Origin of the sequence: Nonomuraea sp. NPDC052634 (assembly GCF_040678535.1) — a bacterium.
GTDB lineage: Bacteria > Actinomycetota > Actinomycetes > Streptosporangiales > Streptosporangiaceae > Nonomuraea > Nonomuraea fastidiosa.
This window is the reverse complement of sequence record NZ_JBFATY010000007.1, coordinates 41,966-56,051: the sequence shown is the minus strand read 5'-3', so window position 1 is coordinate 56,051 and position 14,086 is coordinate 41,966. Positions and strand designations below refer to the sequence as shown.

Annotated in this window: 14 protein-coding genes; 7 read left to right on the top strand and 7 right to left on the bottom strand. The window is 72.2% G+C overall.

Annotation, left to right across the window (positions count from 1 at the left end; all coding sequences use genetic code 11):
* Window positions 1-10: 10 nt before the first annotated feature.
* Complete coding sequence (locus AB0K67_RS27730) at window positions 11-721, bottom strand: Crp/Fnr family transcriptional regulator (RefSeq protein WP_364066080.1); 711 nt, start codon at window positions 719-721, stop codon at window positions 11-13.
* A gap of 179 nt (window positions 722-900) precedes the next feature.
* Between AB0K67_RS27730 and AB0K67_RS27725 the strand changes: the two genes are divergently transcribed.
* Complete coding sequence (locus AB0K67_RS27725) at window positions 901-1,515, top strand: sigma-70 family RNA polymerase sigma factor (protein ID WP_364066078.1); 615 nt, start codon at window positions 901-903, stop codon at window positions 1,513-1,515.
* On the opposite strand, the gene AB0K67_RS27720 is transcribed toward AB0K67_RS27725, so the two are convergent.
* The 3 genes from AB0K67_RS27720 to AB0K67_RS27710 all read right to left on the bottom strand — a co-directional run bounded on the left by AB0K67_RS27720 (window position 1,493) and on the right by AB0K67_RS27710 (window position 4,919).
* On the bottom strand, window positions 1,493-2,788 hold the full coding sequence (locus AB0K67_RS27720) for a hypothetical protein (protein WP_364066076.1): 1,296 nt from the start codon (window positions 2,786-2,788) through the stop codon (window positions 1,493-1,495). The genes AB0K67_RS27725 and AB0K67_RS27720 overlap by 23 nt on opposite strands.
* 330 nt (window positions 2,789-3,118) lie before the next feature.
* Entirely contained in the window at window positions 3,119-3,538 is a 420-nt protein-coding gene (locus AB0K67_RS27715; protein ID WP_364066073.1) for a hypothetical protein, read from the bottom strand.
* Between the two features lie 214 nt (window positions 3,539-3,752).
* On the bottom strand, window positions 3,753-4,919 hold the full coding sequence (locus tag AB0K67_RS27710; RefSeq protein ID WP_364066071.1) for an alpha-hydroxy acid oxidase: 1,167 nt from the start codon (window positions 4,917-4,919) through the stop codon (window positions 3,753-3,755).
* Between the two features lie 88 nt (window positions 4,920-5,007).
* On the opposite strand from AB0K67_RS27710, the gene AB0K67_RS27705 reads away from it, so the two are divergent.
* The gene (locus tag AB0K67_RS27705) at window positions 5,008-5,673 is read left to right on the top strand and encodes a metal-dependent phosphohydrolase (protein WP_364066069.1); all 666 of its coding nucleotides are present in this window, start codon (window positions 5,008-5,010) and stop codon (window positions 5,671-5,673) included.
* On the opposite strand, the gene AB0K67_RS27700 is transcribed toward AB0K67_RS27705, so the two are convergent.
* Together AB0K67_RS27700 and AB0K67_RS27695 are read right to left on the bottom strand one after the other, a co-directional pair.
* Complete coding sequence (locus AB0K67_RS27700) at window positions 5,626-5,889, bottom strand: DUF4031 domain-containing protein (protein ID WP_364066693.1); 264 nt, start codon at window positions 5,887-5,889, stop codon at window positions 5,626-5,628. The two genes, AB0K67_RS27705 and AB0K67_RS27700, sit on opposite strands and share 48 nt — an antisense overlap.
* Before the next feature lie 516 nt (window positions 5,890-6,405).
* Window positions 6,406-7,587: a cytochrome P450 gene (locus tag AB0K67_RS27695; RefSeq protein ID WP_364066067.1), complete on the bottom strand. Its 1,182-nt coding sequence runs from the start codon at window positions 7,585-7,587 to the stop codon at window positions 6,406-6,408.
* A gap of 456 nt (window positions 7,588-8,043) precedes the next feature.
* On the opposite strand from AB0K67_RS27695, the gene AB0K67_RS27690 reads away from it, so the two are divergent.
* From AB0K67_RS27690 to AB0K67_RS27680, 3 genes are all read left to right on the top strand, one after another.
* Window positions 8,044-9,285 carry a hypothetical protein gene (locus AB0K67_RS27690; RefSeq protein WP_364066064.1) on the top strand — a complete coding sequence of 414 codons (1,242 nt, stop codon included), beginning with the start codon at window positions 8,044-8,046 and terminating at the stop codon, window positions 9,283-9,285.
* A 57-nt stretch (window positions 9,286-9,342) separates the two neighbouring features.
* Window positions 9,343-10,038: a DUF2786 domain-containing protein gene (locus AB0K67_RS27685; RefSeq protein WP_364066062.1), complete on the top strand. Its 696-nt coding sequence runs from the start codon at window positions 9,343-9,345 to the stop codon at window positions 10,036-10,038.
* 89 nt (window positions 10,039-10,127) lie between these two features.
* Window positions 10,128-10,682: an SDR family oxidoreductase gene (locus tag AB0K67_RS27680; protein WP_364066691.1), complete on the top strand. Its 555-nt coding sequence runs from the start codon at window positions 10,128-10,130 to the stop codon at window positions 10,680-10,682.
* Between the two features lie 115 nt (window positions 10,683-10,797).
* Here AB0K67_RS27680 and pgm read toward each other — a convergent pair whose 3' ends face one another.
* Window positions 10,798-12,429: a phosphoglucomutase (alpha-D-glucose-1,6-bisphosphate-dependent) gene (pgm, locus tag AB0K67_RS27675; protein WP_364066060.1), complete on the bottom strand. Its 1,632-nt coding sequence runs from the start codon at window positions 12,427-12,429 to the stop codon at window positions 10,798-10,800.
* A 96-nt stretch (window positions 12,430-12,525) separates the two neighbouring features.
* Between pgm and AB0K67_RS27670 the strand changes: the two genes are divergently transcribed.
* Window positions 12,526-13,428: a TIGR03564 family F420-dependent LLM class oxidoreductase gene (locus AB0K67_RS27670; RefSeq protein ID WP_364066055.1), complete on the top strand. Its 903-nt coding sequence runs from the start codon at window positions 12,526-12,528 to the stop codon at window positions 13,426-13,428.
* A gap of 39 nt (window positions 13,429-13,467) precedes the next feature.
* Entirely contained in the window at window positions 13,468-14,064 is a 597-nt protein-coding gene (locus AB0K67_RS27665; protein ID WP_364066053.1) for a GH25 family lysozyme, read from the top strand.
* Window positions 14,065-14,086 lie beyond the last annotated feature (22 nt).

Genomic DNA, 14,086 nt, shown 5'->3' with positions numbered 1-14,086 from the left:
CCAGATTCGGTCAGAGGCCGCCCCTTCTCCGCAGGGCGGCGACGTCCAGCAGCCTGATCGTCCGGCCCTCGACGGCGATGAGGTTGCGCGCCACGAGCGACTGCAACGCCCGGTTGACGGCCGGGCGCGAGGCGCCGATCAGCGCGGCGAGGTCGGACTGGGTCAATCCGGGCAGGTCCACCACCTCGCCCGGCTGGCCGTGCTTCTCGGCCAGCTGCAGCAGCAGCTTGGCCAGCCGCCCGCCGAGGTCGAGGAAGGCGAGGTCGGCGGCCTGGTCGGTGAGCCTGCGCACCATGCGGCCGAGCATCCGCAGGAACTCGTCGGCGAGCCCCGGATGCTCGCGCATGAGCTCTAGCAGCCGCGCCCTGGGCAGTGCGAACACCCAGGACGGCCGCGCGGTCACGATGGAGGCCGAGCGCGGCGAGTCGTCCAGCAGCGCCATTTCGCCGAACGTGTCGCCGCGGCCCAGCATGTTGAGGACGATCTCGTCGCCGTGCTCGGTGGTGAACACCACCTTCACCAGACCGTCCAGCAGCACGTAGAGCGACTCTCCCGGGTCGCCCTGATGGAAGATGATCTGGCCCGACCGGTAGCGGCGGGTCAGGCCCGCCCGCGCGGTGTCGCGGATGCCGCTTTCGCCGAGCACCTGGAACAACGGGATCTCCGCCAGCACGGCGACGACCGGCTCGACGTCGTGGGGAAGGCCGCTGCGCCCGCTCATGCAAGAACTCTAGGCCGCATCCGGCCGCCGGGCAGCATGCGGAAAGCGATCTTTGAAATGTGACCAGCGACACACCTAGGTTGTCACGTCCGGAACAGCCATTCCTGATCATCCGGCGCACGGTGGGTGAGCCGGCCGGAGCCGACCCCCCTACTGTCCGGGCCGGCAGGGAGAACGACATGCACGTGGACACCATGGAACGACTCGACACCCGCCCCGTCGCCGGCGCCTGCCCCGACGGCAGATTCGACACGGGCGCGCTGGTGGCGGCCGCCCAGGAGGGCGATGCCGAGGCGTGGGAGCGGCTGGTCGCGGAGTTCAGCCCCATGCTCAAGGCCCGCATCCGCAAGTTCAGGCTCAGCCACGAGGACGCCCAGGACGTGCTCCAGACGACCTGGCTGCTCGCCTGGCAGAACCTCAAGAGCGTCGAGGACGGCCAGCGCATGGCGGGCTGGCTCGCCACGATCGCCTTCCGCGAATGCCTCAAGCTCACCCGCCGTACCAAGGAGATCTGCACCCCTGACCTCGACTCGCTGGGCAGCACCGACGACGTCGACAGGGAACTCGCCAGGATCTGGCTGGCCGGCACCCTCGAAGAGCTGGTCGAGGAGCTGCCCGCCGCCCAGCGGACGCTGTTCAGAGCGCTCACGGAGACCTCCGAGCCCCACTACGTGGACGTGGCGCGCAGGCTGGGCAGGCCGGTCGGGAGCATCGGGCCCACCCGAGCCCGCTGTTTCGCGAAGCTGCGCGGCCTGCTGCAGGCCCGCGAGATCACGCGCGACTTCCTCGACTGAGCCAGTCGCCGCGCTCGCCCGGCGGGTCGAGCGGAATCGCCTCCAGGAACGGCTCGAAGTCGAAGTGCGCCATCTCGTACACGTCGGGGTCGGTCTCCGACGGGTACCGGTAGAGCCTGCGCGGACGCAGCCCGGGACGGTCGGCGAACATCTGGCTGATCGCCTGGGGCACCAGCCCCTTGCGCATCTCCTCGGCCAGCCCGTCCGCCACCTCCGGGTCGAACGGCACCCGGAAGAGGGCGTCCACCTTGTGGTAGACGCGGAAGTAGCTGACGATGAAGCGCATCCTGTCGCGGTAGGACACCCAGTCGCGCACCCCGGCGAGCGACGCGTCGCGGTCCTCGGTGATGAACTCCTCGGCCAGCTTGCGCACCTTCTCGTTCTGGATCGGCACCCACACCTCGTCCAGGCTCACGCCGGGCGGCGGGGTCAGCGGCTTGCCGACCTTGATGTCGCTGAGCGGGGTGGCCACGGCGAACAGGTGGCGGGTGTAGAGCGAGGACCACAGGCTCTCCAGGACGCGGGTCGGCCAGGGCTGGTCTTCGTGCGCGGCGGCGTACAGGCGCAGGCGGGGGAACGGGCGGCGGGTGATCAGGGAGCGCAGCGAGCGCCACGACACCCTCGTCAGCCAGCGCACCGGGCGGTACAGCACCAGCTCAAGCGCCGCCTGGGCGCGCGCCTGCTCGTACGCCGACAGCGCGATGTTGGCACCCAGCAGCAGCTCGGCCCGCTCCTCGGCGTCCTCGGTCCGCGCGGCCTGCACCATGAGCTGCGCCGCGTCCTTCAGGTAGCGCGGGTCGGCCGGCGACAGCAGGCCGGTGAGGAACTCCGGCGGCTGAGGCGTCAGATCCGACTCCGGGCTGACCCTGAGGTAGCGGTCGGGCGTGTCGTTCCACAGGTTGACCGCCAGGCTCGCCGTCTCCAGGAAGATCGCCCGGTTGGCCAGCGACAGCCCGAGCTGGTAGCTCGGCCCGAGCAGCGTCAGCAGCGCGGCCCTGAACAGCCGGCGGAAACGCTGCGGCACGCGCAGGCGGCGGCCGAAGTCCTCGATGAACGGCGAGCCGGGGCCGAGGTCGAGGCTCCTGCCGATGGCCTTGGAGGTCCAGGTGGCGTAGCAGTACCAGTTGTTGGCCGCGCGGCCGAGGCGCACCGCGAGGTCGGAGGCCACGCGATGGTAGCTGTAGGCGATGACCATCGCTTCGAGCGCCGCGCTCCGGTCCTTGTACGCCGCGATGCGCAGCACGTCATCGGCGGTCATCGGAGTGTCGGACATCAAGTCTCCCGTTATGCCGATCCCGTCGCCCCCGGGGCGTGCTCATCGGGTACAGAGTCTTCCCCGGCGGCGTCAGATACAGGACGTCAGTGACAGCCGGCGGCCTGCTTCGCCCCCGAGGCCGCCAGGGCCGGAGCGTAGAAGCGATCGGTTGCGGAGGACTTGCAATCTGACCGCCGTGCTTGTCAGAGGCCATGCCGTTCGTGGTGCTCCGCCCGCTCCGTGCGTGTTGCCCGGGTCGTCCTGTCCGCGCCGCATCGCCCCTGTGCGCGCGCCGGCCCTGAGCCTGCCGTCCTGGCCGCCCCGGGCGCGTCGCCCGGGGCGGGCCGCTCAGTCCTTGACGGTGATCCTGCTGAGCACCACGAAGCCGCCGAGCGCCCCCGCCGTGCCGGCGGCCGTGGTGGTGGTGAGGTTGACCACGAGGTCATAGGTTCCGGGGGCGAGCTGCCCCCGCATCGGGATCGAGGCCGTATATCGCCCGGAGCCCGGGGTGAACGTCATCTCGACAGGCGGCGCGGGGTGCCGCGACTCGCCGCCGCCCATCCGGTCGGCGATGATCTCCAAGCGCCAGCGGCCCGTCAGCCAGTCGACAAGCTCACCGGTGACCTCCCAGCTCACATCCACGGTCCAGCCCTCGTCACGATGGACGACGTTCGTGGGTTGCGCCCCGGGATCGACCACCTGGCCGTGAAGAATGCCGGCAAGCTGCTCGGGCGGCACTTTCATCACCTGGAATTCTCCGGTCGCCATTACGCGCTCCTCTCCGCGGGACGGTCCCCGTGTGAGGAGCAGAGCGACGACGGCGGCGGCGAAATACCCGCATTTCGCAGGGAGGTATGACAGGGTGCGCCCGGCGTACCGATGGCAGTGCCTTCTTAGCCTGACCCCGCGGTGGGGCCGGTGGTCTCCGAGCCGGACCGGGGCCGGAGGCAGCGGTCTCCCAGCCGGACCGGGGGACCGAGAGCTAGCGGTCTCTGAGCCTGACCAGGTCGGGGCCCAGCCCGTCCACGCCGCCCGCGCCGAGCAGTTGCAGCGTCCGTACGAGCCCGGCCCGCAGCAGCTCGAGCACCCGGTCCACGCCCGCCTCGCCGCCGGCCATCAGCCCGTACAGGTAGGCCCTGCCGATGAAGCAGGCGCGGGCGCCCAGCGCGACCGCCGCCGCCACGTCGGCCCCGCTGCGGACGCCGCCGTCGAGGAAGACCTCGCTGCGCCCGTCCACGGCCTCCACGACGGAGGGCAGCAGCTCAAGGGGAGTGGCCGCCCGGTCGAGCTGCCGCCCGCCGTGGTTGGACACCACGACGCCGTCCACGCCCAGCGCGGCCAGCTCCTTGGCGTCGTCGGCCCGCTGCACGCCCTTCACCAGCAGCCGCCCCGGCCACGCCGACCTGATCCACTCCAGGTCGGCGAACGTCACCGACGGGTCGAACATGAGGTTCGTCAGCCCCGCCAGGTCCTCCGGCGCGCCGTCCACCGTGGCGAACCTCAGCGGCTCGCTGGTCAGGAAGTCGAGCCACCACGCCGGATGCCGCACCGCCTCCAGCGCGCCGCGCCAGCGCAGCGTGGGCGGCACCGTCAGCCCGTGGCGCACGTCGCGCAGCCGCGCCCCCGCCACCGGCACGTCCACGGTCACCACCAGCACGTCCATGCCGGCCTCCGACGCCATGGACAGCGTCTCCAGGTTGCGGGCGCGGTCGCGGACCACGTACAGCTGGAACCAGTTCCAGCCCGCCGGGGCGGCCGCGGCCACACCGGCCGGGGCGGTGGTGCCCATCGTGGACAGCGTGTACGGCACGCCCGCGCGCTGCGCCGCCCGCGCCACCGCCCGCTCACCTGCCCGGTGCATCATGCGGGTGAACCCGGTCGGCCCGAGCACGACCGGCATCGAGATACGCCGGCCCAGGATCTCCACCGCCGTCGGCGCCTCCGACACGTCGCGCAGCACCCTGGGCGCGAACTCCACCCGCCGGAACGCCGCCACCGACCTGGCCAGCGACACCTCGCCTTCGGCCGCGCCGTCGACGTAGTCGAACACCATGCGCGGGGCCCGCTTCGCCGCCAGCCGCCGCAGATCCCAGACGTCGGCGGCGGCCGCCACCCGGGCGGCGCGCGACCACCGGGGGCGTTCCGGCATGACGGCTCGCAGCTCCCGCCACCGGGGCAGGCGCCGAGCGTCACCGCCTGTCGTACCGATGCAGGCACGCTACCACTACGGTGTCAGCATGATCGACCGCGCTGCAGGAGATCCGGCGACGGCCTTCGAGCGGTGGGCGGCGCTCGCGGGGGAGTCGCGCGCCTCGCGGGCCGTGCACGCCGAGCTGCTGGCCCGCTGGTCCGAGCCGCACCGCCGTTACCACGACCGCGCTCACCTGGCCGCCGTCCTGTCCGCCATCGACCTGCTGCACGGAGAGGCCGACGACGAGACGGCGGTGCGCCTGGCCGCCTGGTTCCACGACGCCGTCTACGACGGCAGACCGGGATGGGACGAGGAGCGCAGCGCCCAGCTCGCGCAGTCGAGGCTGCCCCGCTGCGGCGTGCCAGGGAGCCGGGTGGCGGAGACGGCCAGGCTGGTACGGCTCACGGCGGCGCACGACGCGCTCGCGCCCGGCGACCGCGACGGCGCCGTGCTCTGCGACGCCGACCTGGCGGTGCTCGCCGGACCCGGCTACGACGACTACGCCCGCGCCGTCCGCCAGGAGTACGTCCACGTACCCGACGACCTCTTCGCCGCCGGCCGCGCCGAGGTGCTGCGCCGGCTGCTCGGCACGCCCGTGCTGTTCCGCACGGCGCGGGGGAGGAAGCTGTGGGAGGAACGCGCGAGGGCCAACATGACCGCCGAGCTAGCGGCGCTTGCGCCGGCGCAGCCCGGCCGCGACGAGACGCCGTAACAGCTCACGCGAGCTGACCGCCTCCGCCCCGAGCGCCACCGCCCGCGCGTGCACGGTCTCCGGCACGTCGTAGTGGTCGCGGTCGAACGCCCGCGCCGGCACCCCCAGCCGCTGCGCGAACTCGTGCAGCTCCTCCAGCGAGCTGTCGCTGACGAGGTGCGACCACATCAAGCCGCGCGGTCCCGGCCAGTTGGGCGGATCGATCAGTACGGTCACCTTCTCAAGGGTAGGACCCGCCCGCGCACCTCCAGCTCGCCCCGCCCGCGCACCTCCTGCTCGCTCAGCTCGCCCACCACACGACCCCGCCCACCACGGCGACCCCGCCCGCCAGGGCGGGCGCGACCGCCGCCCCCGGCGTGCCGCCTGCAGGGCGGCGACCCCGTCCGTGTCGACCTGCTCCAGGGAGGAGCGGTCCTCGGCCAGGCCGAGCCCGTGCACGGTCGGAGCGCACGGCTCGTCGTCGGGCGAGCCCTCGGGCGGGCGGTGATCCCGCGCGCGGCCGGGAAGGTGCGGATGCCGTCGAGCCGCGGGCGGCCGTCCACGTGCCGCAGGTAGTCGTCGCGGATGCCGGACGGCGCCGGGCGGCCGCGCCAGGAACGCGTCGAAGACGTGTTCCCAGGCGGCCGCGTGCACCCGAGCGGTGACGGTGACCACGCCGTCGCTGTCGAAGACGACGGCGCCGATCACGGTCAGGTCGATGACGTGCTCGCCCACATGGCGAACGTGACCGCCCTACCAGGCGACGGGCAGCTCCTTGACGCCGTAGACGATGGCGAGCTCCCTGAACGGCACCTCGCCCGCCACGCGCAGGGTGGGGAAGCGGCGCAGCAGCGCGGGGAAGGCGATGCGCATCTCCATCTGGGCCAGCGGCGCGCCGATGCAGCGGTGGATGCCGTGACCGAAGGCCATGTGGGAGCCCGCGGTCTCGCGGCCAGGGCGCACCTCGTCCATGTTCTCGCCGAGCGCGGGGTCGCGGTTGGCGCCGCTGAGCGAGCATAGCACCATCTCGCCCTTCTTGATCGGCACCCCGTGCAGCTCCATGTCGTCGCGGGCGAAGCGCGGGAAGGCGACCTGCACGACCGTCATGTAGCGCAGGAGCTCCTCGACCACGTCGACGATGTAGCCGTCCACCTCGCGCACCTTCGCGGCCTGCTCCGGGTTCTGCAGCAGCCACAGGGTGCCGAGCGCGAGCATGCTGGTACTGGTGTCGTGGCCGCCGGTGAGCAGGCCGTCGGCCATGCTGGCGAGCGTGCGGTCGTCCAGCTCGTCGCCGTGGTCGCGCAGCAGCTGCCCGAGCAGGCCATCGCCGGGGTTCTGCCGCTCGCGGGCGACCAGGTCGACGAGGTACGTCATCGCGTCGTTGATCGCCTGCAGCGACGCCTCGGGGCCGCTGGTGAAGTCGAACCGGTCCTTGCTGATCTTGACGAAGTCGGCGCGCTCCTCGTACGGGACGCCGAGCAGCTCGCACACCACCAGTGACGGGATCGGCAGGCAGAACTCCTCCATGAGGTCCACCGGCATGCCCTCGGCGCCCTTGGCCTCCACCCGGTCGAGGTACTCCTGGACCATGGCCTCGATGCGCGGCTCGAGGCGGCGCAGGCGGCGCATGGTGAACTCGGGCGTGAGGAACTTGCGCAGCCGCGTGTGCTCGGGCGGGTCGCGGAAGCCCAGGCCGCCCGGATCCTCCTGGTTGGAGCCGAGCCCGATCACGCCGGCGAAGTCGTTGCTGAAGCGCTCGTGGTCGCCGAGCACCGCGCGGACGTCCTCCCAGCGGGTGACGAGGTAGACGGTCTGCCCTCCGGGGATCTCCATCGGGTAGACCGGGTGCTCGTTCCTGATGCGAGCGAGCTCGCCCACCGGGTCGAACCCGTCACGCATGAACTGGACGAGCGGGAACTCTTCTGTCTCTGACATCGATATCCGTCCTGCTGGGATGCATCACACCAAGTCGGGATAAATCCCTCCATCGATGCTCCCATCCATGTGGGTGGATGTTCGCCCTCCGAAAGGAGGAATTTATCCCTCCGACTGACCGGTGACCTCGGCGGGGTCACCTGGCTGAGCTGCCACTTCCCGGCTCTCATTGTGCGTTGACCGACCCCGCCGCTGCCACCCTTGGGGCTCCCGGCCGCCTCTGAACGTGCCCCACCCCTGAGCGCTCGCCCGCCCTTGCGTGTGTCTCCTCATCCCCGGGGAAGCGGGCCAGCGGGGCGGTCGGTCGCGGTCGTGCACGTTGCGTCAAGGTCACAGAACTGCCGTGAAACCTGGGCAAACTGGGGCAGCAGACGGCGTTTGGCGTACAAGATAGCGACATTCTGCAATGATCTCGTCGCATAGAGCCGGAGTTTGAGCCCTCACGGATAGTGACAGATGCCGACATTTGATGAAATAACAGCCTTCATCACCGAGAACCCGCTCGCCACCGCCATCTACGCGCTGCTTGGCCTGGCCGGACTGGGCCTCGCGTTCCTCGCGCTCAGGCTGGTCTGGCGCGTCGTCTCCTGGCTGTGGGCCAGGTACGTCGCCCCGCGCCCCGTCGAGGACGTGCTGACCATCGTGGCGGCCTCCATCGCCACCGGCGTGTCCGCCCAGGGCATGTGGCGCTTCTCCGGTGACGTCCTGGGGCTCGACGGTCCCCTGCGGTTACTGCTGTTCGCGTTCATCGAGGTCGCGATCATCACCAGCGCCGTACGCGCCCGCCGCAACATGCGCGAGAACTACTCCGCCGGCATCGACGGCATCGCCGTGTGGGCCCTGACCTGCCTGACCGCCGTGCTGTCCAGCATGGACGCGCGCAGCCTGCCCGAGGCCGTCTTCCGCCTGGCCGCCCCGCTGGTCGCCGCGTGGCTGTGGGAGCGCGGCATGGCCATCGAGCGCCACCGCATCCGCGGCACCGGCCGCATCAACTGGCGCATCACCCCCGAGCGGATGCTGGTCAGGCTGGGTCTGGCCGAGGTCAGCGACCGCACCGCCAGCGAGGTCGACGCGCACCGCAGGCTGACCAGGGTCGCGCTGGCCGCCAAGAAGGCCAAGGCGCTGCGCGAGGGCGGCGCGTCCGAGCGCAAGATCCGCGCCGCGCTCGCCAAGCTCGACAAGGCGATGGACCAGGCCGTCGAGCACACCGGCCTGGCCGTGGACCCGCAGCGGCAGGAGGCCCTGCTGGCCCAGATCGCCGCGCTCTACAACACCTCCGCGCTCATCGACGCCGACCCCCGCGTGCCCTGGGAGCGCGACGCCGAGCAGCAGCCGGTGCCCGCCCGCCCCGAGCTTCCGCCCGCCATCGCCGAGCTGGTGCGCGAGGAGGACGAGGAGGTCACCGTGCTCGACACCACCCCGCAGGTGCTCAGTGCCGCCGAGCGCGCCGCCCGCATGCGGGCCGCCCGCGAGTACTGGGACCGGCAGATCGCCAAGGGCATCGTGCCCCGCACGATCGACATCGCCCAGGAGATCGGCATCCCGCTGGCCACCGCGCGCGAGTTCCGCGCCCTGTGGAAGCTGGAGCCGCGGGCGCACGCCCTCATCGAGGCGCTCTACCAGCAGCACGGCATCGTCGACACCGGCGCCTTCCCCGCGATCAACGACGACGGGCGGGTCCTGACCACCAAGTCCTAGCCGCCGTTCGCGGCTAGCATCGTGCCCGCAGGTGACCGGGCACGAGAGGGGGCTCGCTTGCGGGAGCGCACGCTCGACCGCGTCAGGAAACTGCTGGCCAAGGCGGAACGCACCGACAACGAGCACGAGCGGGCCACGTTCATGGCCGCCGCGTCGGCGCTGATGGCCAAGTACGGCATCGACTCGCTGCCGCCCGCCGGCACCCGCCAGACCCCCGGCGACCGCATCGTCACCCTGCCGCCCCCGTGGGCGAGGGAGAAGGCCCGGCTGGTGAGCCTGGTGGCGCAGGCCGTGCGGTGCCGGCCGCTGCTCATCGGGCGCGGCGACGGCGGCCAGCGGGTCCACGTCTTCGGCTTCGCCGCCGACCTGGAGCGGGCCGACCTGCTGGCCACCTCGCTGCTGCTGCAGATGGCCTCCGGGCTGGCGAAGGCCGTGCCGCCGCCCGGCGCCGCCGTACGCGCCTACCGGCGTTCGTGGCTGCTCGGCTTCACCGACGAGGTCTACCGGCTGCTGTGCGCGGCCGAGGCCGAGGCCGAGTCCGAGGCCGCCTCGGCCGGCACCGGCACGGCGCTCGTGCTGGCCGACCGCAGGGCCGAGGTCGATCGGGCGGTCGCGGCCCGCTACCCCCGCATCCGCATGAGCGTGCCGAGGACCAGCGGCACCGGCTACCGCGACGGCGTCGCCGCGGGCCGCAAGGCCGACCTCGGACGTACGGAGATGACCACCGCAACGGCCCTGGAGCTCCAGCGGTGAGCCCTTTCCGGCCGGTCCTTTGATCGCCCGGCCGATGGGGCACAAGCGCGCACACGGAACGCAGTCCTGCCGAACCGAGCCAGGCCACCATCGCCGGCCTGCAGGCCACCGGCTCGTCCATCGCGTACGGGGCCGGCAAGGCGGCGCTCATCCACCGCACCCGCGACCCGGCGATAGCGCTCGGCCCCAAGGTGCGGATGAACGCCGTCGCGCCCGGCATCGTCGCCACTCGCTGGCACATCGACCGGGTGGGGGAGCAGGTGTTCTCCGAGATGGCGGCCACGGAGGAACTGAAGGCGCCGCTGCGGCGCACCGCCCGGCCCGAGCACATCGCCCAGATGGTCACGGCGCTGCTGGAGCCGGGCATGGTGACGGGCGCTGCTGGAGCCGGGCATGGTGACGGGCGAGGTGCTGGTCGGCGAGGTGCTGGTCGGCGACGGCGGCCGCGGCCTCGGCTACTGACCCGGCCCCAGGCTTCGCGGAAGGCCCGCGGGTCTCCGGTCCGCCGGTTCACGACCGGCGGGCGTCCGGGTGGCGGGTCTCGGGTGGCGGGTCTCGGGTGGCGGGTCTCGGATGGCGGGTCTCGGATGGCGGGTCTCGGGCGGCGGGTTTCGGGTGGCGGGCGTCCGGCAACGGGCGTCTGACTGGCGGGCGTCTGGGTGGCAGGCCCCAGGCTCGGACCCCGGCGCGGGCCCCAGCCCGCTCCCGGCCCCCGGGGCCCGCCCCGGCCCCGCGCCCCCGGATCGGGGGTAGGGCCGGTCAGCTCAGGGCGGCGGTGACGAGCGAGCGGGCCTCCTCCTGCACCTTGGCCAGGTGGTCGGGCCCCTTGAAGGACTCGGCGTAGATCTTGTAGACGTCCTCGGTGCCGGACGGGCGGGCCGCGAACCAGGCGTTCTCCGTGGAGACCTTCACCCCGCCGAGCGGCGCGTCGTTGCCCGGCGCGGTCGTCTGCACGGCCGTGATCGGCTCGCCGGCCAGCGACGTGGCCGTCACCTGCGCGGCCGACAGCTTGCCGAGCACGGCCTTCTCCTCGCGGGTGGCGGGCGCGTCGACGCGGGCGTACGCGGGCTCGCCGAACCGCTCGGTCAGCTTGCGGTAGCAGGCGCTCGGCGACTCGCCGGTGACGGCCAGGATCTCCGAGGCCAGCAGGGCGAGGATGATGCCGTCCTTGTCGGTGGACCACACCGAGCCGTCGCGGCGCAGGAACGACGCGCCCGCGCTCTCCTCGCCGCCGAACCCGAGCGACCCGTCGAGCAGGCCGGGCACGAACCACTTGAAGCCGACCGGCACCTCGTAAAGCCGCCGGCCCAGCGACTGCGCGACGCGGTCGATGATGCCGCTGCTGACCATGGTCTTGCCCACCCCGGCGCCGGCGGGCCAGCCGTCGCGGTGGGCGTAGAGGTAGGAGATGGCGACGGCGAGGTAGTGGTTGGGGTTCATCAGGCCGCCGTCGGGGGTGACGATGCCGTGCCGGTCGGCGTCGGCGTCGTTGCCGGTGGCGATGTCGTACTCGTCGCGCCCGGCGATGAGCGAGGCCATCGCGTACGGCGACGAGCAGTCCATGCGGATCTTGCCGTCCCAGTCGAGCGTCATGAACCGCCAGGTCGGATCGACCTCCGGGTTGACCACGGTGAGCGCCAGCCCGTGCCGCTCGGCGATCTCACCCCAGTAGGCCACGCTCGCGCCGCCGAGGGGGTCGGCCCCGATGCGCACCCCGGCCGACCTGATCGCGTCGAGGTCGACGACGGAGGGCAGGTCGTCGACGTACGTGCCGAGGAAGTCGTAGCGGCCGGCCCGCTCCAGGGCCGTCGTGTAGGGGACCCGGCGCACGCCCTTGAGACCGTCCTGCAGCAGCCGGTTGGCGCGGTCCTGGATCCAGCCGGTGGCCTCGGTGCCGGCGGGGCCGCCGTGCGGCGGGTTGTACTTGAAGCCGCCGTCGGACGGCGGGTTGTGCGACGGCGTCACCACCACGCCGTCGGCCAGGCCGGTGGTGCGGCCGCGGTTGTGGCGCAGGATGGCGTGGGAGACGGCGGGCGTCGGCGTGTAGCCGTCGCGCGAGTCGATCAGCACGTCCACGCCGTTGGCCGCGAACACCTCCAGCGCCGAGACCCGCGCGGGCTCCGACAGCGCATGGGTGTCGATGCCCAGGAACAGCGGACCGTCGGTGCCCTGGTCGCGGCGGTATTCGCAGATCGCCTGGCTGGTGGCCAGGATGTGGTCCTCGTTGAACGCGGCCTTCAGCGACGAGCCGCGATGCCCCGACGTGCCGAACGCGACCCGCTGCCCGGCCTCACCGGCGTCGGGATGCAGCGCGTAGTAGGACGTCACCAGCCTGGCGACGTCGACCAGATCGGAGGGCCTGGCGGGCTGTCCTGCGCGTTCGTGGGTCATGTAGGTCACTTTACAAACGCGGACCGGCCCGGCGGGTGACCGCGCGGCGGCGTGGGGGATACATTCGCCTCAGCCACTAGAACGGAGTTCTGTTTCATGCGATACGGCATCCTGCTCTCCGAGAACGCCAAGGACGGCGACCCCATCACCGGCCTGCGCGACCAGATAGCCGACGCCGCCGATCGCGGCTTCTCCTCGGCCTGGATGTCCAACATCTTCGGGCTCGACGCCATCGCCGCGCTGACCGCCGCGGGCGTGCAGGCGCCGCCCATCGAGCTCGGCACCGCCGTCGTGCCGACCTACCCGCGTCACCCCGCCGCGCTCGCCCAGCAGGCGATGACCGCCAACGCCGCGCTCGGCGGCCGGTTCACGCTCGGCGTCGGCCTGTCGCACAAGGTCGTCATCGAGGACGTCTACGGCTACAGCTTCGAACGTCCCGGCCGGCACATGAAGGAGTACCTGGAGATCCTGGTGCCGCTCACGCGCGGCGAGAAGGTGTCGTACCGGGGCGAGACCCTCCAGGCCGGCCTGCGGCTGACCACGCCCGGAGCGGGCCTGCCCGTGCTCGTGGCCGCGCTCGGCCCCCGCATGCTCAAGCTCGCGGGCACGCTCGCCGCCGGCACCGTGCTCTGGATGACGGGGCCGAAGACGATCGCCGAGCACATCGCGCCCACCATCAAGGCGGCCGCCGCCGAGGCCGGCCGCGAGGCGCCGCGCATCGTCTGCTCGCTGCCCATCTGCGTCACCGACGACCCGGAAGGCGCCGTCGCCCGCGCCAACGAGATCTTCTCCATGTACGGGACGCTGCCGAGCTACCGTGCGATGCTCGACAGGGAGGGCGCGGCGGGGCCCGGCGACGTCGCCGTCGTCGGCGACGAGGAGACCGTGCTCGCCAGGCTCGAAACGCTCAGGCAGGCCGGGGTGACCGACTTCGTCGGCGCGCCGTTCGCCGGCCGGCGGCGCACGCTCGACCTGCTGACCGGCGCGGCGAAGGGCTGAGCGCAGGACGTCCCCATAAGATCCGACAAGGTGAAGCACGTGCTACATGGCATCGATGTGTCCAACTGGCAGGGCACCGTCGACTGGGCCGGACATGCCGAGGCCGGAGTCGCCTTCGCCTTCGCCAAGGCGAGCGAGGGCGGCGACTTCACCGACAAATGGTTCGCCCGCAACTGGAACGGCATGCGGGAGAGCTGGATCGTCTGCGGGGCGTACCACTTCGCCCGGCCCAAAGGCGACCCCATCGAGCAGGCGCGTCACTTCCTGCGGGTGATCGCCTCGGCGGGCGGGCTGCGCCGCGGCGACCTGGTCGCGCTCGACCTGGAGACCAACGACGGCGCGCGGCCCGAGCGGGTGGCCCGCTTCGCGCGCCGCTGGTGCCATTACGTCGAACGGCACGGCGGCGTGCGGCCGTTCATCTACACCTTCAACGCGTTCGCGCGCGGCGGTCACTGCGCGGGCCTGGGCGAATATCCGCTGTGGATCGCCAGCCCGGAGAGCCCGCGCGGCCGTCCGCCGGTGCCCAGGCCATGGCGCGACTGGACCATTCACCAGTACGCCAACAGCCCCGTCGATCGCAACGTCTTCCACGGATCGCGGCAGGAGCTGACAAAGCTGGGGTTTCACCCGCGATAGCATCGGTGTCCATCCACCGAAC

Coding starts and splice junctions, on each gene's coding strand:
- AB0K67_RS27730 (WP_364066080.1), bottom strand. CDS start 721: ATGAGCGGGCGCAGCGGCCTTCCCCACGACGTCGAGCCGGTCGTCGCC.
- AB0K67_RS27725 (WP_364066078.1), top strand. CDS start 901: ATGCACGTGGACACCATGGAACGACTCGACACCCGCCCCGTCGCCGGC.
- AB0K67_RS27720 (WP_364066076.1), bottom strand. CDS start 2,788: ATGTCCGACACTCCGATGACCGCCGATGACGTGCTGCGCATCGCGGCG.
- AB0K67_RS27715 (WP_364066073.1), bottom strand. CDS start 3,538: ATGGCGACCGGAGAATTCCAGGTGATGAAAGTGCCGCCCGAGCAGCTT.
- AB0K67_RS27710 (WP_364066071.1), bottom strand. CDS start 4,919: ATGCCGGAACGCCCCCGGTGGTCGCGCGCCGCCCGGGTGGCGGCCGCC.
- AB0K67_RS27705 (WP_364066069.1), top strand. CDS start 5,008: ATGATCGACCGCGCTGCAGGAGATCCGGCGACGGCCTTCGAGCGGTGG.
- AB0K67_RS27695 (WP_364066067.1), bottom strand. CDS start 7,587: ATGTCAGAGACAGAAGAGTTCCCGCTCGTCCAGTTCATGCGTGACGGG.
- AB0K67_RS27690 (WP_364066064.1), top strand. CDS start 8,044: ATGCCGACATTTGATGAAATAACAGCCTTCATCACCGAGAACCCGCTC.
- pgm (WP_364066060.1), bottom strand. CDS start 12,429: ATGACCCACGAACGCGCAGGACAGCCCGCCAGGCCCTCCGATCTGGTC.
- AB0K67_RS27670 (WP_364066055.1), top strand. CDS start 12,526: ATGCGATACGGCATCCTGCTCTCCGAGAACGCCAAGGACGGCGACCCC.